General features: G+C 56.2%; 18 protein-coding genes. 10 read left to right on the forward strand and 8 right to left on the reverse strand.

All coding sequences use genetic code 11. The features are described from left to right. Window positions 1–34: 34 nt before the first annotated feature. Complete coding sequence (locus AC5DDB_RS19465) at window positions 35–1,624, reverse strand: vWA domain-containing protein (RefSeq protein WP_491741425.1); 1,590 nt, start codon at window positions 1,622–1,624, stop codon at window positions 35–37. 434 nt (window positions 1,625–2,058) lie between these two features. Here AC5DDB_RS19465 and groL (AC5DDB_RS19470) point away from each other — a divergent pair, with 434 nt between their 5' ends. From groL (AC5DDB_RS19470) to AC5DDB_RS19500, 7 genes are all read left to right on the forward strand, one after another. After that, window positions 2,059–3,759, forward strand: a complete 1,701-nt coding sequence (gene groL / locus AC5DDB_RS19470; RefSeq protein ID WP_491741426.1) for a chaperonin GroEL — start codon at window positions 2,059–2,061, stop codon at window positions 3,757–3,759. A 111-nt stretch (window positions 3,760–3,870) separates the two neighbouring features. After that, the gene (locus AC5DDB_RS19475; RefSeq protein ID WP_491741427.1) at window positions 3,871–4,161 is read left to right on the forward strand and encodes a co-chaperone GroES; all 291 of its coding nucleotides are present in this window, start codon (window positions 3,871–3,873) and stop codon (window positions 4,159–4,161) included. 149 nt (window positions 4,162–4,310) lie between these two features. Beyond that, entirely contained in the window at window positions 4,311–5,927 is a 1,617-nt protein-coding gene (gene groL / locus AC5DDB_RS19480; protein ID WP_491741428.1) for a chaperonin GroEL, read from the forward strand. A gap of 1,196 nt (window positions 5,928–7,123) precedes the next feature. Then, a complete protein-coding gene (locus AC5DDB_RS19485) occupies window positions 7,124–7,558 on the forward strand; it encodes a hypothetical protein (RefSeq protein ID WP_491741429.1) in 435 nt (144 codons plus the stop codon). Window positions 7,559–7,713: 155 nt separating this feature from the next. Continuing rightward, on the forward strand, window positions 7,714–8,859 hold the full coding sequence (gene dnaJ, locus AC5DDB_RS19490) for a molecular chaperone DnaJ (protein WP_491741430.1): 1,146 nt from the start codon (window positions 7,714–7,716) through the stop codon (window positions 8,857–8,859). 188 nt (window positions 8,860–9,047) lie between these two features. Continuing rightward, window positions 9,048–9,629 (forward strand): nucleotide exchange factor GrpE, encoded by a 582-nt coding sequence (gene grpE, locus AC5DDB_RS19495; protein WP_491741431.1) that lies wholly within the window; start codon window positions 9,048–9,050, stop codon window positions 9,627–9,629. 62 nt (window positions 9,630–9,691) lie between these two features. After that, entirely contained in the window at window positions 9,692–9,982 is a 291-nt protein-coding gene (locus AC5DDB_RS19500) for an FmdB family zinc ribbon protein (protein ID WP_491741432.1), read from the forward strand. A 182-nt stretch (window positions 9,983–10,164) separates the two neighbouring features. Here the strand turns inward: AC5DDB_RS19500 and AC5DDB_RS19505 are convergent, their stop codons facing one another. Next, entirely contained in the window at window positions 10,165–13,743 is a 3,579-nt protein-coding gene (locus tag AC5DDB_RS19505) for an AsmA family protein (protein WP_491741433.1), read from the reverse strand. A 236-nt stretch (window positions 13,744–13,979) separates the two neighbouring features. Beyond that, complete coding sequence (ald, locus tag AC5DDB_RS19510) at window positions 13,980–15,083, reverse strand: alanine dehydrogenase (RefSeq protein ID WP_491741572.1); 1,104 nt, start codon at window positions 15,081–15,083, stop codon at window positions 13,980–13,982. Between the two features lie 194 nt (window positions 15,084–15,277). On the opposite strand from ald, the gene AC5DDB_RS19515 reads away from it, so the two are divergent. Beyond that, entirely contained in the window at window positions 15,278–15,838 is a 561-nt protein-coding gene (locus AC5DDB_RS19515) for an LURP-one-related family protein (RefSeq protein ID WP_491741434.1), read from the forward strand. Between the two features lie 117 nt (window positions 15,839–15,955). On the opposite strand, the gene AC5DDB_RS19520 is transcribed toward AC5DDB_RS19515, so the two are convergent. The 4 genes from AC5DDB_RS19520 to AC5DDB_RS19535 form a co-directional block, all read right to left on the reverse strand. Continuing rightward, entirely contained in the window at window positions 15,956–16,273 is a 318-nt protein-coding gene (locus AC5DDB_RS19520) for an ArsR/SmtB family transcription factor (RefSeq protein ID WP_491741435.1), read from the reverse strand. 94 nt (window positions 16,274–16,367) lie between these two features. Continuing rightward, complete coding sequence (locus AC5DDB_RS19525) at window positions 16,368–17,054, reverse strand: hypothetical protein (protein ID WP_491741436.1); 687 nt, start codon at window positions 17,052–17,054, stop codon at window positions 16,368–16,370. Window positions 17,055–17,334: 280 nt separating this feature from the next. Continuing rightward, entirely contained in the window at window positions 17,335–18,969 is a 1,635-nt protein-coding gene (locus AC5DDB_RS19530; RefSeq protein ID WP_491741437.1) for a peptide chain release factor 3, read from the reverse strand. A gap of 32 nt (window positions 18,970–19,001) precedes the next feature. Further along, window positions 19,002–20,606, reverse strand: coding sequence for a reverse transcriptase family protein (locus AC5DDB_RS19535; RefSeq protein WP_491741438.1), 1,605 nt, complete (start codon window positions 20,604–20,606; stop codon window positions 19,002–19,004). A 639-nt stretch (window positions 20,607–21,245) separates the two neighbouring features. Between AC5DDB_RS19535 and AC5DDB_RS19540 the strand changes: the two genes are divergently transcribed. Together AC5DDB_RS19540 and AC5DDB_RS19545 are read left to right on the forward strand one after the other, a co-directional pair. Further along, window positions 21,246–23,324, forward strand: coding sequence for an Hpt domain-containing protein (locus AC5DDB_RS19540; protein ID WP_491741439.1), 2,079 nt, complete (start codon window positions 21,246–21,248; stop codon window positions 23,322–23,324). A gap of 66 nt (window positions 23,325–23,390) precedes the next feature. After that, window positions 23,391–24,725 (forward strand): response regulator, encoded by a 1,335-nt coding sequence (locus AC5DDB_RS19545; protein WP_491741440.1) that lies wholly within the window; start codon window positions 23,391–23,393, stop codon window positions 24,723–24,725. On the opposite strand, the gene AC5DDB_RS19550 is transcribed toward AC5DDB_RS19545, so the two are convergent. Continuing rightward, window positions 24,718–25,683 carry a carbohydrate kinase family protein gene (locus AC5DDB_RS19550; protein WP_491741441.1) on the reverse strand — a complete coding sequence of 322 codons (966 nt, stop codon included), beginning with the start codon at window positions 25,681–25,683 and terminating at the stop codon, window positions 24,718–24,720. The genes AC5DDB_RS19545 and AC5DDB_RS19550 overlap by 8 nt on opposite strands. Between the last annotated feature and the right edge of the window lie 2 nt (window positions 25,684–25,685).

The raw sequence follows: 25,685 nt of genomic DNA on the forward strand, positions 1-25,685 counted from the left end.
TATCGACCACCCGATCATTGTCACCAGAGCGCCGTCACGAAAGTCGCAGACGACGATCAATCCACAATATAAACCCGATTGCCAAGGCCCCGAAAAGCAATCGCCAAAGCACGGAAGACTCGTAATGAACTTCCGCAACGTGCCCTCCGTGCGAATGAGCACGGGCGGTAGCCGCGTGATGTTCGTGTGGATGGGGATGATGATTGTGTTGATGCTGAGCAACTTGTGCCGTTTCCAATGAGCCGTCTTCGACGGCGATCACGTCTTGAGCCAACATCGAACGTCCGCTGAGTTCCTCAGCCATCACTCGTACCAGCAGTTGATTGAGTGGTTCGACTTCGAAGCGAGCAGCGGATGGCATTTCGTGAGCGTGACCGACGCCGGAATGATCAGTGAGGAACAGGTACTCGCCACGAGTCAGACAGGCCATCGCTCGGAAAATGAATTCGCACTCTGGCTTCGTCCCGCTACCTGCCAATGGATATAGTGCGACTCCGAGACTGCGAAGTTCATCGACAGCCGCAAATGTGCTCTCAATTTGATTGCGGTGCGGCGGTGCATCACCGACGAGAAACACGAGTCGAGCGGAATTGTCGGTGCGCCAACTGAGTTGCGTCGCTTTTTCCAGTCCCAGATGCACCGCTTCCGGATAATCTCCGCCGCCACGAGCCTCTTGAACCGACAACCGCCCGCGAAATTCACTGACCGAATCCGCGAAATCGAACGTCCGCGTCAGGTATTCGTCATAGTGGTCTCGGTAGCATACCAAGGCGAAACGTTGTTCGACGTCGGGGAATTGCGTTTGCAACGTGGACGCGACGTGATCGATCTCGGCTTTCAGGTATTCCAACTCGTCGGTCATGGTGCCGGTGGTGTCGATGACGAAGGCCACGTCCAACCGGTGTGGCAATCGCGCCGGTTGTGACGGTACTTGAATGTGCCAGAGAGAATTGTTCAGCGACACCACATGCTTGGTAATTGTCCCGCCAGCTCGGACAGCCACTTGAACGCGGTGTTCGTCCTCCGCCAACAGAACATCACGCGTTACGAACAGAAGTTTTCCATCCGCTCGGGTTCGACTGGTCATCAGGATTTCGTCGGTATCGAGAGCGCTCACTGTCACCGCAGCATTGGGAATTCCGTGGCCCTGCAAATCGACTACGCTGATCGTCGCTGTTTTTCCCAAGGAGAATTCTGGAAACAGTCGATTGGCCCCACTCTGTGACGAGGCCGACAAATACTGCAGGTACGACGGCAGATTTTCGGAATCGTTCAGACTTCCTGCCGTTAACAGGTTCGGTTGTGGTGTCGGCTGCGGACGGTCGGGACGCGAGCGTTGTTGTTGGCGAGGCGCGGGTTGCTGTTGGTTTGGGAGCTCGGGTAGCCACTCTGGTTCCGAGCTTTTGGAGGTTTCAGCACCATCGAACGCCAACTCTTCGTACACCGCCATATCGGGTCGGTCGACGCTCAAAGGGGACTCGTCACCCGCCATCTCTGTATCCGACCTGGGGGTCTCAGTCACGGAGCGTGTCGCGGGCCGGGCGAACTGGACTTCCGGCGGTGCTTCCTGAACACAACCGGAAATGTAACCGACAGAGAGCGCGAGAAGTGCCAGATACCGCATGAAATCGCCTTTCCGAAATGGAAATCTCGACAGGTTTAGGATGACACAAACTCCTCAAAATTCCCAGAAAACAGTTTTCTCCGGCGAATTCGACCAGATTCTCGCACGTCCCGAAGTCGGAAAGTCTCGCTGACAGTTCGATGGCGAGATCCTCCCCCTGCTCTGACAACTTGTCAGTCATTGCGAAGAGTTGAATCCCGCTGACAGAATTATCTCGTTTCTTGGTTTCACTTTACAGCATCGACTGATTGAGCGGCGCGCCACTTGCACACTGGGCCGACGTGTAACCAAAACAGGCGGGAACGCTCCATCGTGGCAGCCTGGAATTGACCGATCGCGGCGACGGCTCATTCGAATTCAACCCCGAATGACCACCCAACACGCCGATATGGTTTTGAATTTTCGTTCCCATCAGAGTTGATCGAGGAGAAAACGTGTCCAAATTATTGACGTTCGACGACGATGCTCGCAAAAGTTTGCTGGCGGGTGTGTCCAAACTGGCGAACGCCGTCAGCAGCACGCTCGGCCCACGCGGTCGGAATGCGGTGCTCGACAAAGGCTGGGGTGCCCCGAAAGTCACCAAAGACGGCGTGACGGTTGCCGAAGACATCGATCTGGAAGACCCATTCGAAAACATGGGCGTGCAGTTGGTCAAAGAAGTGGCCTCCAAAACCAGCGATGTCGCCGGTGACGGAACCACAACCGCGACCGTGCTTTCCGAAGCCATGTTCCGCGAAGGTCTACGGTACATCGCCGCCGGTGCCGACGCCATGAGCCTTGCCCGTGGTGCTCAGAAAGCCGTCGCCGCTGTCGTTGAGCACCTCAAAACCATTGCTCAAGATGTCGACGCCAAAGACAAAAAGAAGATCGAAACCGTCGCGACCATCGCCGGTAACAATGACAAAGAAATTGGTTCGATCTTGGCCGACTGTTTGACGAAAGTCGGCAAAGACGGCGTGATCACTGTCGAAGAAGGCCGCAAAGGCACAACCGATTGGGAACTCGTCGAAGGGATGCAGTTCGAACGCGGTTTCCTTTCTCCGCACTTCGTCACCAATGAAGACGATCAGGAAGTCGTTCTCGAAAACGCTCGGATTCTGATCTTCGAAGAGAAGATTTCGAACGCGAAAAACATGGTGCCGCTGCTGGAAGAAGTCAGCAAAGCCAACGCTCAATTGTTGATCATCGCTGAAGACGTCGAAGGGGAAGCCCTGGCGACGTTGGTTGTCAACAAAATGCGGGGCATCCTCAAAGTCGCCGCTGTCAAAGCTCCCGGTTACGGCGACCGTCGTAAAGCGATGCTCGAAGACCTCGCCATCCTCACCGGCGGCAAAGCCATCTTCAAGGACTTGGGCATCAAGCTCGAAAACGTCCAAATGGACGACCTCGGCAAAGCCAAGAAGTTGATCATCACCAGCGAAACGACCACCGTCGTTCAAGGTGCCGGCACCAAAGAGGCCATCGAAGGCCGAGCCGAGCAAATTCGTCGGGAGATCGAAGAAACCGACAGCGAATACGATCGTGAAAAACTCCAAGAACGCTTGGCGAAACTCGCCGGTGGTGTGGCGGAAATTCGCGTCGGTGCTGCCACCGAAACCGAAATGAAAGAACGCAAAGACCTCTACGACGACGCCCTCGCTGCCACGCGAGCCGCCATCGAAGAAGGCATTGTTCCCGGTGGTGGAGTTGCCCTGCTCCGTTGTGCTCCGGCTCTTGAGTCGCTCAAACTCAAAGGCGATGAAGCTCTCGGTGCTCAGTTGGTCAAGAACATCCTCGAAATGCCGATGCGGAAAATTGCTTCCAACGCCGGTCTCGACGGAGCTGTGGTCGCCAACCGTGTCAAGAAGAGTGACGACGTCAACTACGGTTACGACGCCCTCAACGACAAATATGGCGACATGATCGCTGCTGGCGTTGTCGATCCCGCCAAAGTCGTGCGGACCGCTCTGCAAAACGCGACCAGCGTGGCGTCACTCCTGCTGACCACCGATTCCATCATCGTCGAAGAGCCGAAAGACGAAGACGACGATCACCACGACGACCATCACCACGACGGTGGAATGGGAGGCATGGGCGGAATGGGTGGAATGGGAATGGGAGGCATGGGCGGAATGGGCATGCCCGGAATGATGTAATCCGGCCTGATTCCACCATAGATCGTTTTGCAAACTTGGCGGGCGTTGCAGCCTCGCTAGATCACAAATCACAACCCACAACTGACAACAAACAAATCCAAGGAATGTGCAATGCAACTCAACCCTCTCGATGATCGCGTCGTTGTCGAACCGGCTTCTGCGGAAGAAACCACCGCTGGCGGAATTGTGCTCCCAGGAGCCGCTCAAGAAAAACCACAACGTGGCACCGTGAAGGCTGTCGGTCCTGGTCGTCTGCTCGATTCCGGCGATCGTGCCGCTGTCGCTGTTTCGGTCGGCGATGAAGTTCTCTTCGGCAAATACGGCGGCAACGACATCGAAGTCGACGGCGTCGAATACAAGATCCTCCGCGAGAGCGACATCCTCGCGAAAATTGAAAAGTAGTCAGTGGTCAGTTGTCCGTGGTCCGTTGTTGGTCGTTCTTTCATTCGGCATTTGCAATTGAACATCCACGACTGACAACAGATCGCAGACAACACACGAAATACAACTGACAACGGACCACTCACCACTAACAATCCAGGAGCCTATCCGTGGCCAAACAACTTTTATTTGACGACCGCGCACGGCTGAAACTGCTGCGTGGGATTGACACCCTGGCCGACGCCGTCGCTTCGACGATGGGACCGACCGGTCGGAACGTGATCATCGACAAATCCTTCGGCAACCCCGTTGTCACCAAAGACGGCGTTACGGTTTCCAAGGAAGTCGAACTCGAAGACCCCTACGAAAACATGGGGGCCAAACTGGTCAACGAAGTCGCACAAAAAACTAGCGATGTCGCTGGTGACGGAACCACAACCGCCACCGTGCTCGCTCGGGCGATCTTCACAGAAGGTTTGCGAAGCCTAACCCTCGGTGCGAACCCAACCGTTGTGCGTCGGGGGATCGACAAAGCTGTTGCAGCGGCTGTCGAAAAGCTCGAGAGCATGGCGAAGCACATCGATTCTAGTTCGCAAGTCGCACAAGTCGCTGCGATCTCCGCGAACAACGATCAAGAAGTCGGTGCACTCATCGCTGAAGCGATCGAGAAAGTCGGCCGCGATGGTGTCATCACCGTTGAGGAAGGCAAAGGCAACGACACCACTCTCGACCTTGCCGATGGTATGCAGTTCGACAAAGGCTTCTTGTCGCCGTACTTCGTCAGCAATGCCGAAAGCATGAGCTGCGAACTCGAAGACTGCTACATTCTCATCCACGAGAAGAAGATCAGCAATCTTCGTGAATTCGTGCCGATCTTGGAGCAAGTCGCTCAAACCGGCAAACCGCTGCTTGTGATCGCCGAAGACGTCGAAGGCGAAGCCCTGACGGCTCTCGTCGTCAACAAACTTCGTGGCGTGTTCAATGTCTGTGCGGTCAAAGCTCCTGGCTTTGGCGAACGTCGTAAAGCCATGCTCGGCGACATCGCCACCTTGACCGGCGGCACGATGCTCAGCGAAGACTTGGGCATCAAGCTCGAAAACGTCAAGTTGGAGCACCTCGGTCAAGCCAAGAAGATCGAGGTCACCAAAGACAACACGACGATCATCGAAGGTGCTGGCGATCAAGAAAAGGTCCAAGCCCGCATCGACCAAATCCGCAAGCACATCGCCGGAACCGACAGCGAGTACGATCGCGAGAAGTTCCAAGAACGCTTGGCGAAGTTGACCGGTGGGGTTGCCATCATTTCTGTCGGTGCTGCCACCGAAGCGGAAATGAAGCAAACCAAAGCCCGCATGGAAGACGCCCTGCACGCCACCCGTGCTGCGGTCGAAGAAGGTATTCTTCCTGGTGGTGGCACCGCCCTGCTTCGTTGCATTGAAGCCGTTGATGCGGTCAAAGCTCGTGGTGATGAGAAGATCGGTATCGAGATCATCAAACGTGCTCTCGAAGCTCCGATTCGTCAGATCGTCAGCAACTGCGGACGCGACGGTTCGGTGGTGGCCGACGAAGTCAAAGACCTCGACACCAACACCGGCTTCGACGCCAACAAAGGTGAATACGTCGACATGTTCGAAGCGGGCATTATCGACCCGACGAAGGTCGTCAAGAATGCTCTTTCGAACGCTGCGAGTATCGCTGGTTTGATGCTGACCACCCAAGTCTGCGTCACCCGCACCGACGATCCTGATGGCGGCGCGAAAGCCAAAGTCGAAGGCGCCATCCGGTAATCCAATAGGACTAGCCGGTTTATAATAAAAACCCCGGTTTCGTCCGCGAAGCCGGGGTTTCTTTTGATATTACCAAGAACACTAACACCACATCGTTCCAAATAGCTTTTGAACAGGTATCCTGGAAACGAAAAATCGTATCTTGCTTGCTGTGACTGAGAACCCTCAATCCGGAGCCACTTGATGCCTGTGGTTTTAGTTCTAGATCTCCACCGTTACACGCGTCGCGTTCGAAAGCTAGAAGCAGAGCTAGGTGTTGAAGCCGTCGCTGATTTGAATGATCGAATCAGTCGCTTCATCGTCGACAGTTTGAAGTCCAACAAGATTACAGAGGACTTTCAAAAGAGCACAGGGGACGGAGCAATCCTTGTTTTTCAATCGGCGAATGAGGCGTTCGATTTTGCTCAGTCCGTTCACTCTGCAACCGCAGACCATAACTCACGATGCAACACTGTTGACGATCTGTTTCATTTTCGAATGGGTGCCGCTACCGGCCAAATTGCACGTCGCGGAAACGACATTGCAGGTGGGGTGATCATTGATGCAACCCGTTTAGAAGCAGCCAGTGAAACAACCGGTCTCGCAGTCGACGAAGACACCTACAAGGCTTTGTTGCCGAATCGACCGAAACGATTCCGAACCGCAGAAGAAATTCAAGCAAAAGACGAGGTCTTCAAGGTTTTTCGGTGTCAATTTGGGCCGACGAGTATGGAGTGGGAAAACAAAATTCTGACGAGAGATCCGATGGAGGAACGGTCTTTGGCGGGCAAGGACATGAGAACTGTAGTCTTTGGCCCAGATGGAATGCCGATCGATGATTCGCCCTCTACTGATGTATGGTCCGTGGAGCGAAGTCTAGTGCCTCCACCACGTGCAAAGATTGTCGGCAATCTGGGTTCCTCTCAGAAACGATCGCAACCGCGTTGGTCTAAGAATCGATTGAAATGGTCGCAGGAGCGTCGGTCAGAAGCATTGTCATACCTTTACCATCTAAGCTTTGAAGACACTATTCAGTTGTCGAAAGCCGTCGGTTATCCAATGACAGAACCAATAGATGCAGATCTGACTGTTGTAACGCTCGTTACACAACTCGTGAATTGGGCAGAGTCGAACCTCGATGGTGGTTTTAGCGAACTGTTTCGAAAGGCGTGCGTTGAGTTTGGTCGTCCACTTCAGTTCAACTGATTTCAGTTCCCATGCCTCAAGACGATCTTGTTTACTTCGAAGATTACGTCGAGGACACGCCCGGATTGGAGCGGGAGGGTGAAGATTCGAAGTCGATTGATGGTGATGTCAAAACCGGCATTGGTGAAACGCTTGTCATGGGGTGTATTCTGTGGCCGTTGGCGGCCGCGATGATTTGGTGGCGGGGGGTGATTACGGCTCAGTTGGATCGGGATTTACAATGGATCGCCACGCGATTCTGTGACACGGTGATTTTGTTCGCGGTGGTTATGCCATTGTGTTTTCTCGTGCCCTCACGCTGGGCACAGAAGTTGGCCGACCGATTGATGTTAAACGTCTGGCGGATCGGCAAATTTGTGATGTGGGTGTTCATCATCGCATTTTGGGTAGGAGCGGCAGTGTCGATCGCTTGGATCGGTCGTGAACTCTATCGAATGATTTTCTAACAACGATTTGACAGAGATTGATCGCGTATCCACGTGATCATTTCTAGGAACAAGTTTTGCCGGAAATCTGGCGTTTCCTCTGGTCGGGGAACCGCCTACACTTCGGGCACGCAGCGCAATTTTTGATCTGAGGATAGACGGAAGCGATGGGGACTATGCCAGCTCAGCGATGTTATTACGAAGTGTTGTCTGTTTCCAAGACGGCTTCGAATGACGAAATCAAACGGTCCTACAAGAAGCTCGCGGTCAAGTACCATCCCGACCGGAACAAGGGCGACGAAACCGCAGCCGAGAAGTTCAAGGAAGTTGCGGAAGCGTACGAAGTCCTCAGCGATCCGGAGAAACGCGGTCGCTACGATCGCTTCGGACACGAGGGCGTGAAAGGTGCCGCCAGTGCCGGTGCTGGTTTCGGCGGATTCGAAGATGCGATGGACCTGTTCAGCCAACTCTTCGGCGGACAGATGGGCGGCGGACGCCGTCGTCGTGGAGGCGGTGGACAACGCGGCAACAGCTTGCGGACGGTCGTCGAGATCGATCTGTTCGAAGCGGCCAAGGGTTGTCGACGCGAGCTGGAATTCTCCCGCAAAGAAACCTGTAACACTTGTAGCGGCAGCGGAGCCAAACCCGGCACGACTCCCGAAACCTGCGATTACTGCAACGGGCAAGGCCAAGTCGTACAGCGGGCGGGAGCGGGGTTCTTCGGCTTCCAAATGGCAACCGAATGCCCTGCGTGTCATGGCAGTGGCAAGGTCGTTCGCGACAAGTGTTCGGACTGTCGTGGTGACGGTCGACAAACCAAAGAGATTCAACAGACGCTCGAAATTCCGCCCGGTGTGGATAACGGCAACCGTATTTCCCTGCGGGGCGAAGGCGACGCCGGTCCGAACGGTGGTCCGCGGGGCGATTTGCTCGTCGATGTTCGCGTCAAAGAACATCCGCTGTTCCAACGCGAAGGCGATCATCTGACCTGCCGAGTGCCGATTCACTATTCGCAAGCCGTCCTCGGTGCGACGATCGACATTCCGGTGCTCGAAAGCGGTGGAAAACATGCCCTAGATATTCCCCCTGGTACTCAGCCTGGGGAAGTGATCCGACTTCGAGGGCAAGGTATGCCCGATGTCCACAGCGGAGCCCGGGGCGACTTATTCGTACAAATTCAATTGGAAGTTCCAAAGTCCGTCAATGGTCGGCATGAGGAACTCATCCGCGAACTTGCGGAGATCGAAAATTCTAACGTGACACCACATCGCAAAAGCTTTTTCGACAAAGTCCGCGAGTTTTTCTCACCGGACGACGAATGACGATTGCGATCGAGCCGTCGTTGGTCTTTGTGTGTCCTCACGAGAGCTGTTACCGCGGATCGAGGATAGAAGTCGCGTAGGTCAGGCTGTGCCTGACGCAACTCGTTACGAACCGATCAAATCGTCAGGGAAAGCCTGACCTACTTACTAACTCCGATAACACATTTCAACATCTGCAACCAACTGCCATGAGCGAACCTGATCCTAAGAACGAAGCGACGCCGGAAGACGTTGAAGAAGTTTTCGAAGAGCAACCGCCGACCGCTGAAGAAGAGCATGTCGAAACGGAAGCTGCCGGCCTCAACGCGGAGCAACTCGAAGCGTTGCGAGCCGAGCGGGACACCAACCGGGACAAGTGGCTGCGGGCGGAAGCGGAACTCGACAACTACCGCAAACGTGCCCAACGCGACGCCGACGAAATCCGTAAGTATCAATCGATCGGTTTGGTGCGGGACTTGCTTTCCGGTCTCGACAACCTCCGACGAGCCGAAGAAGCGGCGGCCAAGTCGAAGAATGTCGACGAGTTGCTCAAAGGGATTTCCATGGTCTCCGTGCACTTTGAGAACACGCTCAAAGCGCATGGCATCGAGCGAATCGAGGCGGAAGGTCAGCCGTTCGATCCGAACTTCCATGAAGCGGTCACGCAGATTCCGTCCGAGCACCCGGCTATGACGGTCATTACGGATTATGAACCCGGATACAAACTCCATGACCGCGTGATTCGACCGAGTAAAGTCGTCGTGTCCAGCGGCCCAGCCGAAGAAAGCTAGTCCTGACGGACTCTGCCCCTAAATCCTAACCCCCAACACCACCATCCTAAGGGTTCCCTGGAATGCCCACATACGATTATCGCTGTGAAGCCTGTCAGCACGAATGGGAGTTGTTTCAATCCATCACCGCCGACCCGGAAAAGAAGTGCCCCGATTGTGGCAAGAAGAAAGCCCGTCGCGTGATCGGCCCCGGTGCGGGAATTTTGTTCAAAGGCTCCGGCTTCTACGAGACCGATTACCGCAGCGATAGCTATAAGAAAGCCGCCGCGGCTGATAAGAAATCGCAAAGCGAAGGCAGCAGCAAGAGTGAAACCAAATCCGATTCTGGCTCGGCAAGCAAATCATCGGATTGATCACGTTGTCGGATGGCACGTCCACGACTTTGCGTGGACATAATTCAAAGTTTGAGCCTCTCTGGCCCATGCCCACACCGAGTTGTGGGCATGCCGACCAATTGCTTAGTCGGGTGCGTCGCGACGCACCGAGACTCCCTAACGAATTGCGGTACATCATGATGTACCTGGCGACTCACGGTCTATCGACCGAAGATGCTTTTTAGGCCTTTGCCAAGTTCGTCTTGCAGGCGTTTCTCGGGGACTTCTCCGCCGAAAATTTTGTCGCGAACTTGCTCCTCGACAGCACCACCAACTGCGGACTCAGCTAACCGACGCGCTAAGTCTTGCATGACGCGAGCATCGACCGTCGGTCGACTGAGCGAACCGCCGATGGGAAGTTGGATGGTTTGTCCTTTCAATGGGGCGAGCCATTGATTCTTGCGGATCCAGTCGTCTTGCACGGGAATCTCGGCGACGATGGCGAGTGAATCGTCGACCAATCCCACGCTTCCACGGGTTGTGATTTGCACATCGTCGATCGCCACGATCAATCCGCGATGCGTTACAAAACCGTCGGCCACGCGGAACTCGATGTTCTGCTTCGGGAGCAAAAGGACTGCTTTGTCCGGGTCGGCCACTTGTCCGCCGGCACCGCGATTGATGAGCGACTTCACCTGCCCTGCCACCTTGAACATTTCCGCCGCCACCGGACCGGGACGCACTCGGGCCTGTTCGATCGCGAGCACACCGGCGGTGTTCATTCTCATCGGATCATCCAACGGCACTTGTCCGCCGGCCAAACGGAGCGAGAACTGCCCGTCTGCGCGAGCCGAATCTGCTAGTAACGGGGCCACGTATTTCAACCACTCTCCGCACATTTCTTGCGACAGCACGACGTTGTCGAGACCGCTGCCATTATCGATGGTCGCCACAAGGGGATCGCGAAGTGGAATTGTGGTGCCAATCGCGACCCGTCCGGTGGTCGTCGTTCCCGATACAAGGGACTGATTGAGCGGACCAAGTCGCAGCGATCCGTTGGCAATGTCGGCGGTAAGTTCGGAGGCACCGCCTTGCAACCCGTAAGCGGCCAATCCATCCCAACCGATGGCAATCCGCGCGAGCAGATCTTTCGAGACGTAGCTCGTATCGTTGGCTGGCGGAAATGCCGGTCCGCGGATGGCAAAGTCACGAGTTTGCCGACCAGTGAATCGCACATCGTTGCCGATCCACGGTCGCAACCGTTCGCTGGCCGAGGCCGTATCACAGGTGAATTGCCCGTACAGATTGACGAGGCATTCGGTTGACGGCCGTCGAATTTCACCCACGCAATTCAATTCGATCGGGCCGCCGAGGAACGTCAATCGCTCGAAGACAGCCGCATCAGCGACGGAATCATATTGACCTTTGCCCTCGCAAGTCACACGGTTGTCGGCGAACAGCGGCGTTCCTGGGGTCTGCGGATCGATCAACACCGGATTCTCGATTTCCAACTTCCAATCCGCTTGGGTTCGCGAGTCGGTCACCGCAAGTTGAACCTCGCCATTGGCTGTCCCTTGGGCTTGAATCGTTGGTGGTGTGGTCGTGTCTTGCAACCAAGCTAACACCGTTGGCAAGTCGCCGCGGAAAACGATGTTCCCCGCGATCGTTGCTGGTGCATTGGTGGCGAATCGACCGTCTAGTCCTTTGACCTGCACACTCAGCGAAGGGCTTGCCCAAGTGAGTTCGGAAGCGATCAACCGCATCAACACGGTTTGCCATTCGGCTTCACCTTTAATGACGACTTGTCGTTCACTGAAGTTGATACCACCACCTTGAATCTGCAGCGGTGTGAAGTCCGCGTGCAGGTTCTTCGCTGCGATTCGCACGGGCGAGTATTCCACATCGGCGGCAATGACCGTCTGACCTTGAATGTTCCAGGCACTTAGATCGACGATCGGCTTGAGACGAGTTGTCCAACGCTGCAAGTCGCCGGTCATTTCAGCCCGTAACGAAGCCGTTCCGGTCGTTAATGGCCAATCACACGCCGCAGTCTGACGGACGGTGAGTTCGTCGTCGCCGGAACGAACCTGGAACAACGCATTTCGAATCTGCTGAGATTCTTTCCCGAACTGGCACTCGCCAGAGGCGGCGATTGTGAGTTGACGCTCTGTCCACTCGGGTTGACCGGGAACAAAGAGCGAGAAATCCGTCGCTGCCGCCGCCGCTGCGATTCGCCACTCTGAGGGGCCAATCTCTTCGCACGACAATCGCGAACGGACTTGCCCGGCTAGACGCATTTCGCCGAGATCGACAAACCGACCGAGTTCACGAGTCAGCCGATCGAGATCGCAGTCGGCTTCCAAGGTTGCATTGTCGATATGTCCGCTGCCGCGAATTCGGAGAAAATCAGACTCGCAGGCAATGCTGTCAATCTGCGGGCCCGTCTCGGTCATTTTGGCGACAGCACTGATCTTGAGGGGGTGTTCCCAAGTGATCTCCTGCCCGTCCGCAATGCCGACGAACTTCGAAGTTCCAATACTCGCATTCCAGACCCGCACGCCATCGCGATCTTCGGGCTGCAACGATGCGGAAAGCGTGCCTTCGGTGATTTCCAGTCCCTCACGCAGCCGCACCGTTTCGGGCAACATTTTCGCGAGTCGGGCTAAGTCGATGTTCGCGTCGACCATCAAATCCGACTCGTTCAGCGATTGGGTCAGCGTCTCGAAATCGGTCCATTGGCTGGCTTGATCGAGATCGACACCGCCTTGCACGTTGAGTTTGGCGGCGTCCGAGTTCAACATCAGTTTGGTGATTTGCAGTTGCCCTGCGTTGAGTTCGAGGTCGGTCTCGGTGGCGAAGAATTCCGCTTTGAGTTGTTCCTCACCAAACCATTGTGGATTGCCGATCGCGAGTTGCGTGGCCGTCATGCGACCGTTCGTCTTCAGTTGCAACTCGCCATCGGTCTCCTGCCAATGAAGATTCCAATCACCGACCAAGACACCACCGAACCGGGAACTATCCAAGAACCGTCGCAATGGTTTCGTCAGGGTCTCGAGTTGCAAGTCCTGGGTTTTTAGAGTCACGTTTCCCTGGCCGATGCCGAGTGTTTCGTCTTCGGCAGGAAGCGTCCACGTGAGTTGGGTGTCGAACTGACCGGCAATGCCGGGGCTGTCCGAGGTGCCCAACTTCGCGATCACTTTTGCAACCAGTGGATTGGTGACCTGATACGGTTGGGAAAAATCGACGGCCAACTCGGAAAGCAACATCGAGTCCGAACCCGTAGCATCCGTGACAAGAACGGTTCCTTCCACGACGGTGACATCGAACGACATCGGAGCATCGCTGCTTTCAGCATTGATCATCTTGTCGAGCGTGTCTTCGAGATTGCTGCCGTCTTCGCGAAGTCTCACGTCGATGTGCGGACGTGTTAGCGTCCATCGTCCTAACCGCGAGGCATCGAAGGCCAACTCCCAAAGCTTCTTCTCACTTTCGACCTGTGGCACGGTGAGCAGTGGTTTGTCTTCGGTGTCGTAACCGGTCACGTCGTACATGACGACGGGAGAAAACCAACTCAACGAGGCTCCCCCGGTTTCGATTTTGCCGGAGTAGTCGGCGAAGATCGTCGGAAGAATGTGCTGTCGAAGTTCAGTTTTCGCCACGATCATGGGAGCGACGAACGCGAATGCCACCAGCAGCACGCTGGAAACAAACACGAATCGCACGAACTTCCGCAGACGAGACGTTCGAGGCGCATCGGTATCCGCACCCGGCACACCGGCTTTCGAGGGAACCGCAACCACGGCATCACCCGCTGATTTGAGAATCGAAATGGACTGAGAGATCGCAAGCGGTTGAACCGTCCTGAGTCGACAATGTCCGGATCTTCGACCGCACGCCCTTTGGCGTGATCGTCATCAGTTCCGAACAAGTTGAGTCAGGTTGGTAGCAACGCGAGAAAGGATCGAAACGGCTTGAGTCGAGCCGTTCGCGCGGGATGATACTTGCGATCATCGATCCCAACAAGACCAAAACGACATCACTGGAACGGCTGGAATGTCAATCCAAACGTGTCCGCGACGGCTTGGTTCGTGACCTGTCCGGCGTGCATATTCACCGCGTCGGCGATGCCGGGCGTTTCTGCGGCGGCGGTTTGGAGACCATCATTGGCGATTCGCAAGACGTACGGAAACGTCACATTGCAAAGGGCATACGTGCTCGTCCGACCCACTGCGCCGGGCATGTTCGTCACACAATAATGCACGATGCTATCGACGATATACGTCGGCTCGGCGTGTGTCGTCGGTCGTGTGGTCTCGATGCATCCCCCCTGATCGACGGCGACATCGATAATCACTGCCCCCGGTTTCATCAGTTTCAAGTCTTCCTTCGAGACCAATTTCGGTGCCCGGGCACCGGGGATGAGAACGGCTCCGATAACGAGGTCGGCGAGTTGAAGTTCTTCGCGGATGTTATGACGATCGGAAAACAGCGTGTTGACGTTCGCGGGCATAATGTCTTCGAGATATCGCAGCCGATCGACGTTCACATCCAAGATCGCCACGTCCGCTTGAAACCCGGCTGCAATTTGAGCGGCGTTCTTGCCCACGACTCCGCCGCCGAGAATCACAATATGAGCCGGCGGCACACCGGGCACACCACCGAGCAAAATCCCCCGCCCTTCCTGCGGACGTTCGAGGTACTTCGCACCTTCCTGAATACTCATTCGCCCGGCGACTTCGCTCATCGGAGTCAGCAACGGCAAGTCACCTTTTGTCCCCTTCAGCGTTTCGTAGGCAATCGCCGTCACGCCGGTTTCGAGGACACTTCGTGTCAAAGTTTCATCGGCGGCAAAGTGGAAGTACGTGAAAAGCATCTGGCCCGCGCGTAACATCGGCCATTCCGCGGGTTGTGGTTCTTTGACTTTCACGACCAAGTCGGCGTTACCGAACACATCGGCTGCCGACTCGACAATCTCCGCACCGTTTTCCACGTACAAACTGTCGGCGATCCCACTGCCCAAACCGGCGCCGCGTTGAACCAGCACGCGATGCCCGGCCGCCGTCAGCTCTTCCACACCCACCGGCAACAATGCGACGCGGTACTCATCCTGTTTAATCTCACTAGGCACGCCGATAATCATTCCGTTAGCTTCCTGAGTCATTGGTTGCGTTGTGGGCGGGAATCGAACACGATGCCGTTCGCTTTGTCATTCTAGAGCAGTTTACGTTGGATCGTAGCGGATTGTGTGCTGGGGAAGACGGAAAACGAGACGTTTTCCAGGACCTTCATGGACATAGAACACCGTCACACGATCTACCAACCGGAGTTCGCTTCATGAGCAAAGAATACACAATCCGCCGGAAGGTTCTCACTCTCTTCGGGGCGAAATTTCATATCTACAATTCCAGCGGCGATCTCATCGGTTTCAGTAAACAGAAGGCGTTCAAGCTAAAAGAAGACATCCGCATTTACACGGATGAAAGCATGAGCGACGAACGGTTGTTGATTGCCGCACGTAGCGTCATCGACTTTTCCGCGGCTTACGATGTCGTCGACAGCCGAACCGGCGAAACCGTGGGCACGCTGCGACGGAAAGGATTGAGCTCGATGTTTCGCGACACTTGGGAAGTGATGGACAACGATGGTTATTCCGCCGGACATCTTCGGGAAGACAGTGCATTCTATGCGTTCATTCGCCGCTTCGGTTTGAGCTTCCTGCCACAACACTTTCACCTGGACGACGCAGACGGGAATGAAGTCGCTCAGTTCCGCACGCACTTCAATCCGTTCGTTCACAAGATGACCGTGATTGTCCACGACGAAACATCACTCCCGCCAATGCTGATATTGGCAGCCGGGATTTTGCTCGTCGCAATCGAAGGCCGTCAACAGTAGACCGTTTCTTCACCCTCGGCGCGAGGGTCGTGCGGGCTCCGGACGGTGAACATGACCGGTTTTCGGTCGAGGTGCGGGTGTGACGACGGGCGAATCGATCCTGAGTGGCAACTTATGTCACTTAGGAATCTCGATGCGACAACATCCCAGGTCGATGAAATCTTTCGACTTGGCATTGTCCGCGAGTTCGAGAATCCCTTCCCGCAGATTATAGACGGCAAAGCGACCGTTCTTCGTTCGCTCGACGATCTCCGCCGTGCGGAGTACACCAAGATGGTGCGATACAGTGACAATCTCCGTATCGATCGCTTCGCAAATTTCACCGACCGTCTTCGGCCCTGCCCGCAGGCAGTCGACAATTCGCAACCGCAATGGCTCGCCGAGCGCCTTCAGCTTCTGAGCACAGGTGTCGGATTGAAGTCGGTCTTGCGTCATAGAACCGCATGGCATCGAGAAATGCTGGAGAAGCGACAGCGTCACATCTTATGCGATTCTATGGGGTTGCTCAATCCACGGGTGAGCCGCTCGATCACCGGGTGCGTTTCGGGGCGTCGGGTGTGAAGGGATTCAGGGCGGCCTGTGGCATCGGTTGCGGCGCAGCTTCTTCATTCGTGCGTGGCAACGGTTGGCTGGGCACTCGTTGCTCCCCTTGACCGTTCGATCGGATAGTTCCCGGTGCTGGCACAGCGGGAATCGGGGGTGCAACTGGCCACGTTTGTGGTTGCATCATTTCATGCGGCGTTGGACCAGCCTGGTGCACGCTCACGGTTCCGACGGGTGAAGAAAACCCGGGAAAACTGGATTCTGCACCGATTAACCCGCCCTCGGGATCGGTCGAGAGCACGATTTCGCGGAGTCCCTCACGACCATCTGCCGAGGCAGCCACCGCTCCCGCACTGAAGCCATTGAACCAGGCAATGGTCTTCGAATCCCCTTCTGCCGAGGAGTAACACGCTGACTGGTACTTCTTTGGAGGAACGACCGGCGGCTGACCGACTCCGCCACCACAGACGTTGGCATAGCCGTCAAGGAAACCATCTTTAAAGGCTCCCCGATGTGGCCCATCGTACTGCGATCCGCATCCATGCCAAGCTCCCTTGGCCAACACGCGGTCACGCATGTCCATCAAGCAGCGATTCGGCAGAAGCGTTCCCGCTCCGCATCCGCAACAGATCAGCCCAAGTTGCATCACCACCAGCATGCGAAGTTGCAGCATCTTCAGTCGCCCTCAAGAGCGGTTCACAATTCACCATAACGGCCTATGCCCGATGACGAACCGTAAAAGACCGGCTTTCACGCGTTCATCGCAGACCTACAAGACCGCATTACGGTCAACCGACGAAACATCAGATGGACCATACGCCTAGCACGGTCCTACGAATCGTGTCGGCTATTCCGATCAGGTAACTTGAGGAATCTTTGCGGAAAATCGGGGTCAGGAGTGAGAGGTTCGAGGCGAAAGAAAACGCATGAGCGAGCGAACTCGCTGCCGAACGCTACTTCGCACCGCGTTTCCGAAGCGGTCGCGATTCACACAACGGTGCATCTGGATTGCGTTCTTGGAAGAATCGCAGTTCCCAGTCGCTATTGTAGAGCAACATCGGACAACCCAGTTGGTCGTACATGATCCGCGTGCCGGAAGGGCAATTCAGCGAATCGACTTTGTCGGGGTCTGTGTCTAACCATCGCGCGCCCGAGTGTGGTAGACGTTCGAGTGTGGTTTGCGTCTTGTACTCCGACTTCAGACGGAACTCGACAACATCGAACTGCAACTCTCCGACTGCCGCCAACACGGGTTCGTTGGCGTGGGTACGAGAGTCGGTCAATACCCGGACGACCCCCTCTTCGATCAGTTGTGTAAGCCCCTTTTGGAACTGTTTACGACGACCGGTGTCACCACAACGGATGCGGGCAAAACATTCCGGCGGAAACTCCCATTGCCCATAATATTGCAGGATTTCGCCTTCGCAGAGCGTGTCACCCAGGTGAAATTGCCCCGGGTTGACCATGCCGACGATGTCGCCGGGATAGGCTTCCTCGGTCGTTTCACGGTCTTGCCCGAACACACGGTGAGCCCGTTTGATGCGGACTTTTTCCCCAGTGCGAGCCAAGGTCACTTCCATGTCCCGCTTGAATCGACCGGCACACACCCGCACAAACGCAACGCGGTCGCGGTGTCGGGGGTCGAGGTTGGCTTGGATCTTGAACACGACGCCCGAAAACGCTTCGCTGTCCGTCGGAACTTCGCCGATATCGGATTCGCGTGGCCGCGGTGCGGGGCTCATTTTCAGGAACGCATCCAAGAACGGCTCGACACCGAAGTTGTTCAACGCACTCCCGAAGAACACTGGCGTCTGTTCGCCCTGCCGAAAAAGTTCCTCATCGAATTCCGTGCCCGCGACATCGAGCAACTCGATCTCATCCTGCAATTTGATGGTGAGTTCGTCCGAGAGAACCGAATCGGCGGTTTCCAGCGTTGCCTTCTGCACGGGAACGCGGGTGGCGTTATGCGCAACTGGTTGGAATTTCAGGACTTCCTGTCGCGTGCGGTCGTAGACTCCGCAGAATTCCCGACCAATCCCGATCGGCCAATTCAGCGGAATGGCGTCGATCTCGAGCACTTCTTCGATATCGCTGAGCGACTTCAACGGGTCGGCACCGGGACGGTCCATTTTGTTGACGAAGGTCATGATCGGGATCTTCCGATCCGCACAGATCTTAAACAGTTTGATCGTTTGCGCTTCCACACCCTTCACCGCGTCGAGCACCATCACCACACCGTCAGCAGCGGTCAGCGTACGGTAAGTGTCTTCGCTGAAATCTTCGTGACCGGGCGTGTCCAAAAGGTTAATTTCATAACCCTTGTACGGAAACGCTAGCAACGTCGACGTGACAGAAATCCCCCGTTGTTGTTCGAGTTCCAGCCAGTCGGAAGTGGCCGCCCGTTGGTTCTTTCGCCCGCGTACGGCCCCGGCTTCATCGATGCAACCGGCATAGAGCAGCAGTTTCTCGGTGAGCGTGGTCTTCCCGGCGTCCGGGTGGGAGATGATGGCGAACGTCCGGCGGATCTCGGCTTCGCGAGCAATCTTCGAGCGAGTGGCGGACGACGACGGTGCGGCAGATTCGTTCATCGAGGAAGTTTAGTGAATCGACCAGCGAATTTTCAATTCGAGACGGCTGCAAGCGCCTTCCGCAACGGTTCCCCCTGTTGCGGATTGACCATGTGAATGTATGCCACCATGCCCTCGACCCAACTCTCGAAATGCGGATGATTCTCACGATTCTGGGCGGCTAACCCTGTCGTTTGGGCGTTGTGCAGGATTGCTCGCATGCGTCGTACGAGATGCCGAGGTACACCGGGACGCTCGTTGACCACCACTCCCGTCACGCTTTGCCGACGGCTCGGTCGCTGGACTCGCGTCTTTTGCTGATTAAGCGTAAACCCTTCGTCATCAACGACATGCCGAATCTTGGCGATAATCCAACCCGCCATATTTGCAGTGTCGCCGGAGCCGGAAAACGTCAAATCGTCGGCGTAACGGGTGTAATTTGCACCGAATTTCTTCGCCAAACCGGTCAGACGCGAATCTAACCGACGACACACCAGATTGCTGATCGCCGGGCTGGTACATGCTCCCTGAGGCAATCCTCGCGGACCGGTGGCGGCATAGAAAGTTTGGCCGGCGTAGGTCACCTTTCGACGCGGACACTCCGTACACAACAGCGCCAGAATCGTCGCAACCGCCGGTGAGTACCCAAGTTGCTCAAAGACACCTATCACGCGAAAGACGGTGATCGACGGAAAGAAGTCTTCGAGATCACACCCGATGATCATCCCTTGTCCGACGTGTGGCTCGGCATTGGTGACGGTACTCCGTCCGCGGACGAATCCGTGAGCGGCCTTATGAACCGGCACGCGCTGCAGAATATTTTCCAGAATCCACCGCTGAGCCGCCGCCATATCCCGATGTGGAGCCGACAACACCCGTTCGCCGCCACTTTTCTTCGGCACCGTAAACGAAATGTAATGCACTCGCTCTGCCGCTACAGAATGAAACGCAAGCCAACGTAGTCGCGGAACTCGGATTCCAAGAGCTTCCGCCAGATCTCCCGGCGTGGATAGGACCGGCAGATTATGCTTCGTCAATGCCTCGACGTTCGCCCGTCGATCAGCCAAGCCCTTGGAAACACCGCGACCGAGAAAGACGATGTCCGTCTGCTTTCGATGGGCGATGTCCGCTTCGCGTTGACGTTTTCGCTCCTCGGCTTCCGCTTTCTTCTGGCGTTTGAGGGCCTCGCGATCGGTCGTCGCCTCGGCCACCAACTGATTCGCCCGATGCGAAACGAGAGCGGAATCTGGCCGGTACTCGCTCATTTCCTCGCCGACCGCGTGGATGTCGGCCAACTCCTCACTGGTGAGGAAACCGTGCGTAACCATCGCCCGGTCGATGAGTTGCGTGCGTGGATCGTCGGCAGGCGGAATGATGTCCCGTCGGCCAAACCACGGGTTACTCCACGCGGAACCGAGATTCTTCGCTTGCTGTTTCAGATCGCGATCACTAATCGGCGTAAACTGAGCAGCATTTAGAGCTTCGGGACTGGCCGACGTTTGCTTCTTCTGGGTCGAGACCGATCGAGTAGACGTTGAACGGGGTGTTGTCGACGTCCGAGCGGCATTCCAATTGTCGGCGATCGTTTGCTGACGTGGAGTTAGCCTAGGATTGGAACTCAGTCCCAGGATGTTCAAAAGCCAGCGAAAAACGCCCATGCGTGAACCTTGTAAATTTCCGCGTCATGAAACGTGAGTGGCATGCCCACGGCTTTGCTTAAGCTGATGCGTTCTCAATCAGTCGAAGTATATTTTTTGAGGGTACGAAAAGAGAAACGTCGTGTGCCACGGCTCTGTGAGCCGTGCCGAGCGATCATCAATGCTTGGAAGCACGGCTCATAGAGCCGTGGCACATTTTAATTGTTGATCACTGTTCTATACACCATCGACAAAAGCGTATCAAAAACAGTCGGTCGGCTGACTTCTCACGGCGGACCAGGGTCGTTCACTCAGGCCAGCCCCGTCACTGTTGGCGGGGAAAGCCTGTGGCTTGCTGTGGCCCCGCCAACAGTGACGGGGCTGGCCACACGAACAACGGCCCTGGGAAGGCAATGGGGAGTCAAACACAACCGTGGCGGAACGCCACAGTCAATTGGTCTCAGCCGACCGACCGTGCACCGATTATCGCACTCCGCAGCCGGGTTGCAACGCTGACTCCAGTTTCATGTCGCATTTGTTTGCCAAGACGTGTATAACTAGCGCCTCGAACTGGGAGTGCAGGAAGTCTCCCGGCTTGAAATAGACGTTTCGCAATACTATCGGATTCGTCCGATCCGTCGACGGGATACCGACGGGAATATGGCTGTGATAAGCATATTACTCACTTTGCTGCTGACTATCGCCGTGAGCGTGATCGACTGGGTCATGCCGCGTGAAGTCGTGGGTAGTGTTGCTTATGTGCTCCCGGTGGCATTGTCGTTTGCCGCCGGACGTCGCTTTCCGATGCTCTCTGCCGGAGTGTGCTCGGCCCTGATTTGGCTCACGCCGCTTTTGACCGGTGGATTGGGCGATCGCGTGGTGCTAGCCAACCGCTTACTGGCCATGTTCGCGGTATGGATCGTCGCCGTAATGACGACTCGCGTGGGCCGATTCCTTCAGACGAGTCCGGAAGACGCCGACGAACAACCACAACCAACCCCTGCCTCCTCACGAACCGAAACCGAGGCAGATTACGCGAGAATTGCGCAAATTCAACAGGAGTTGGAACAAGTTCGTCGCGAACGGGACCAAGCTCGCCGCGGTTCGGAACGAGCGACGCAGGAATTGGAACACCTCCAGGCGGAACTCGAACAAGCCAGTGTCGAGTTGCAACAAGCTCGCCAGACGGCCGGTGCCGCCGTCCGAACGCAACAGGAATTCCTGCACCAACTCTCCCGACAAATCGAAGTTCCCGCCGAAACGCTTGTCGCATCCCTCGATGACGTGCTGGAAACAGAGCTTTCCGCTTCGCAGCGGAAGTCCTTGCAAACGGTTTCGTTGTCGGCCGGGTATTTGCAGGATGTGTTGCGGAACATGCTCGATTTGGCGAAGCTCGAAGTCGGCACGCTCGAACTTCAACCGGAAGAATTCAACTTGCGAGCCGAGTTGGAGACTTTGTTCCGAAGCCTCGCGACTCAACCCGCCCATCCAGATTCGACACGATGGCTGATCGACTGGCCGAATTCCGTACCGACATCTGTGGTCGGCGATGTGGATCGGCTGCGACGATTGTTTCTCGATCTGATTGGCCCCGGTGTTTCACGCACGGCCGGTGGAGCCGTTGTGCTGACAGTCGAAACCGATCTCCAGCAGATCGGGACCCGTTTGGTCGAACCCGGCGAGGAAGTTTCGATTCGCTTCCGACTCACAGACACGCATAGTGAAGGATACCGCCAACGGCCGGCGCTCGCGGAGAAATTGGCCTCGCTGCTCGGTGGCCAAGTTGCCATCACCAGCGGAACCGATGGCAGTCGCGAGACCGAACTCACCCTGCGATTGCCCATCGGTCGCAGCCCGGTGACGGAATCGGTTTCACCGGATTGGGTCGGCACTCCGGTACTCATCGTCGACAACAACGCCGCCGCTCGTCGTGTGCTGTCGCGGATGTTGCAGGATTCGAAACTTCTGCCCACAACCGCAGCGGCCGGTTTTGAAGCGCTCGAAACTTGGCGACAAGCCAAACGCGAAGGCCGAGAGTTTCCGCTCGTGCTGATCGACGCCGACCTGCAAGACGTCAGTGCCGCTTCACTCGCGGATCGCCTTCGTAAAGATCGTGGTTTCTCTGGGCGTGTGGTTCTCGTGCGGAACGTGCAGCACAAGTCCGCCGATAGTTCGGAAGAATGTCTGCTCAAACCATTCCGGCGGGATGATGTGCACAAAACGATTGCAGCAGCCCTGAAAGCCATAGACCGCCCTGTCTGGCAGACGGAAACCGGCTTCGCGAGTTCAAAACAATCGGTATCTCCAAGTTCGGAACTCCGGCATTCCACGAAGTCAATTGCGAAAACGCCGATGCCCGGGGAATCTGCCCACGTCAATTGGCCGAAAAGTCAGCGACTTGATTGGTCTGCCGCGATGCAAGAAGCCGGTGGCAGTCGGGAACACTTACAGGAAGCAATCGACACCTTCCTCGAAGCCTGCCCGCGACACTTGCACTCCCTCCGAATGGCCATTGCCGAGGAAGATTCCGAGAGCATCGCTCGAACTTCGCAGGTCATTGGGCAGGTGAGCCGCATGGTGGGCGGCATCGAACTGGCCCCCTTGGCCGACCAGTTGGAAGAAAAATCCCGACTCGGCAGACTGGACGAAGCCCCGGCCCTATGGGACGCTCTACGTTTGAGCTTCGAGAATCTCGCCGAAGAACTGGGCGACTTCTTGATGCTCGAACCGACGAAGTAATCCGACCATTGTGCTATGATGGAGGACACTCGATCGGAGTTCCACGATGCCGAGGGGAGTCCACAGATGTCATCACTATTGCTTGTCGAAGATAGCCTCACACAGGCCACGCAAATCCGGCTGACCCTCAAAAAAGCCGGTTTCGACGTTTACGTGGCAGAGAACGGTCGACTGGCGTTGGATGTTCTGCAAACTCACGAACCAGACTTGGTGCTGACCGACCTCCAGATGCCGGAAATGGACGGGTTGCAACTCGTCGATGCCGTCCGCCGAGACCATCCCCATTTGCCGGTCGTGTTGATGACTTCGCACGGCAGCGATGATATTGCCATTCAAGCACTCCGGCATGGAGCCGCCAGTTATCTGCCGAAAAGTCGTCTCGATCACAGTATGATCGACACGCTCCAAGACATCTTGGAATCCAAGCGGGTCGCGGATACCAAAGACCGAGTGCAACGTTGTCTCGTGGCACGTTCGCTCGAATTCCGCATGGAGAACGACCCCACGCTAATTTCGTCCGTCGCTACGCATGTCGAGCAGGAACTCGAAAAGGCCGACTTCGGCGACGACACCGTCCGTATGCAAGTGATCGTCGCATTGCGGAATGCTCTCGATCACGCCATGTTCTTCGGCAATTTGGCTCTCGACCCGAGCACACGTCTCGAAGGCGAATTGATCTTCCGAGAAGCAGCCGAAAACCAACGGGCGATGCCGCCGTTCTCCAAACGATCTGTCTGGCTGACAGCTCGCATCGATGACAACGAAATTCGGCTGATCGTGCGGCATGAAGGCGAAGGAACGGCGAGTATCTTCCTTCCCGAAACGAACGGCAGCGCCGACTTGGAAGACCCGCTGCAACGGAGTTTGATCCTGATTCAAACTTTCATGGACGAGATTTCGGTCGACTCCTCCGGCCGGGAACTCACACTGATTCGAAAGCGTCCCGAACCGGAAGTCGATGCCGAACCACTGACGAGTTTGGTCGCCTCGGAAGATGCGATGGCATCGCCGGCAGTCTTTGGGAACGATCGTGACGGTGACGTGCTGATTGTCTCGGTTCTTCAAGGTTTTGCCGGGTTCGCGGACGATCGTCGTACCGAAGACAAAGACCGAGCCCTCGCCCGGATCAATCAGGAAGACCTCCGGCACGTCCTGATCGATTTTAGTAATGTCGATGCCTTCGGCTCCGCGGTCTTGGAAAGCCTGTTGAATCTGTGGCACGCCGTCAAAATCAAGGACGGCGGTCAACTCGCGTGCTGCGGACTTACGGAACCCGGCTTACAAATCCTGCAGACCGCCCGGTTCGACACCGTCTGGCAAATCCACGAAACCCGCGAAGCCGCCATCGCGGCGTTGGCGGGAAAGACATCTGAGGAAGACGTCGAATCCGACGCTATTTAGTCCGCTCAAAAGCAAGACGGTTCTTCGCACAGAACTTACGTAGTGCTTGATCGGTGAATACGCCGGTGGTGGCACCGACCGCGCCGACGCAACTGGCTCCAAGTGCGCTGCCCCATTGGAGACACGTTTCCGGGTCGGCGTCCGCCAGTAGTCCATGAATGAAACCGGCGGCGAAGGCGTCTCCACTTCCTGTGCCATCGACGACGGGCACATCGAATCGGCCGGATTTCCAATTCCCTGCCTCCGATTGCAACACCGCGCCCGTCTCGCCACAGGTGATGACCACCGTCTTCGCACCGGCGTCGCGGAACTTTGCGGCTTGCTGGGTCGGATCGGTCAGTCCGGTGATCATCGTGGCTTCGTCGGTGTTGGGAAGGAACACATCCGTGAACGGGAGTACCTCCGCCACACGCGGCCAATAATCGCCAGCGGCCGGAACGACGACATCGAGAATCGTTGTCACACCTAGTTCCCGAGCCGTACGAAATGCAGAAGCCACATTGCCCGCCGTCAATTCCTCGCACAACAAATATCCGCCCAAATACAACACGCGAGCGGACGCAATCCGTTCCGGCGTCAGCTCCTGCCCCGTGAACTCAGCGTTCGAACCAATCGAATGGATGAACCGCCGATCTTCACCTTCGCAATTGACAACCAACGTCCCACTGGTCTCGCGGGTCGTGCTGGTGAGAAGTTGCTCGCAATTTACACCGGCCGCTTGCATCGTCTGTCGCACGAACGTGCCGAATGCGTCCTCACCCACGAACCCCAACATGGCGACGTCTCGCCCGAGTTTCGCCAAGTCGACCGAAACATTCGCCGCACATCCGCCCACGGTGAGTTCCATCCGCCGGGTCAGAACAAGCTCGCCTGAGTGCGGCATTCGTGCGATCGGGGCACACACATGGTCCGCGACCACAATACCAGCACACAAGCAGTCGCAAGATGGCTCACTCATAA

The organism is Thalassoroseus sp. (genome assembly GCF_984380535.1).

What these genes read in the sequence shown, in the direction of transcription:
- AC5DDB_RS19525 (WP_491741436.1), bottom strand. Translation starts at nt 17,054, where the DNA reads ATGCTGCAACTTCGCATGCTGGTGGTGATGCAACTTGGGCTGATCTGT.
- AC5DDB_RS19520 (WP_491741435.1), bottom strand. Translation starts at nt 16,273, where the DNA reads ATGACGCAAGACCGACTTCAATCCGACACCTGTGCTCAGAAGCTGAAG.
- AC5DDB_RS19540 (WP_491741439.1), top strand. Translation starts at nt 21,246, where the DNA reads ATGGCTGTGATAAGCATATTACTCACTTTGCTGCTGACTATCGCCGTG.
- AC5DDB_RS19485 (WP_491741429.1), top strand. Translation starts at nt 7,124, where the DNA reads ATGCCTCAAGACGATCTTGTTTACTTCGAAGATTACGTCGAGGACACG.
- AC5DDB_RS19475 (WP_491741427.1), top strand. Translation starts at nt 3,871, where the DNA reads ATGCAACTCAACCCTCTCGATGATCGCGTCGTTGTCGAACCGGCTTCT.
- AC5DDB_RS19465 (WP_491741425.1), bottom strand. Translation starts at nt 1,624, where the DNA reads ATGCGGTATCTGGCACTTCTCGCGCTCTCTGTCGGTTACATTTCCGGT.
- AC5DDB_RS19550 (WP_491741441.1), bottom strand. Translation starts at nt 25,683, where the DNA reads ATGAGTGAGCCATCTTGCGACTGCTTGTGTGCTGGTATTGTGGTCGCG.
- ald (WP_491741572.1), bottom strand. Translation starts at nt 15,083, where the DNA reads ATGATTATCGGCGTGCCTAGTGAGATTAAACAGGATGAGTACCGCGTC.
- AC5DDB_RS19535 (WP_491741438.1), bottom strand. Translation starts at nt 20,606, where the DNA reads ATGGGCGTTTTTCGCTGGCTTTTGAACATCCTGGGACTGAGTTCCAAT.
- AC5DDB_RS19500 (WP_491741432.1), top strand. Translation starts at nt 9,692, where the DNA reads ATGCCCACATACGATTATCGCTGTGAAGCCTGTCAGCACGAATGGGAG.
- AC5DDB_RS19545 (WP_491741440.1), top strand. Translation starts at nt 23,391, where the DNA reads ATGTCATCACTATTGCTTGTCGAAGATAGCCTCACACAGGCCACGCAA.
- AC5DDB_RS19530 (WP_491741437.1), bottom strand. Translation starts at nt 18,969, where the DNA reads ATGAACGAATCTGCCGCACCGTCGTCGTCCGCCACTCGCTCGAAGATT.
- grpE (WP_491741431.1), top strand. Translation starts at nt 9,048, where the DNA reads ATGAGCGAACCTGATCCTAAGAACGAAGCGACGCCGGAAGACGTTGAA.
- dnaJ (WP_491741430.1), top strand. Translation starts at nt 7,714, where the DNA reads ATGCCAGCTCAGCGATGTTATTACGAAGTGTTGTCTGTTTCCAAGACG.
- AC5DDB_RS19515 (WP_491741434.1), top strand. Translation starts at nt 15,278, where the DNA reads ATGAGCAAAGAATACACAATCCGCCGGAAGGTTCTCACTCTCTTCGGG.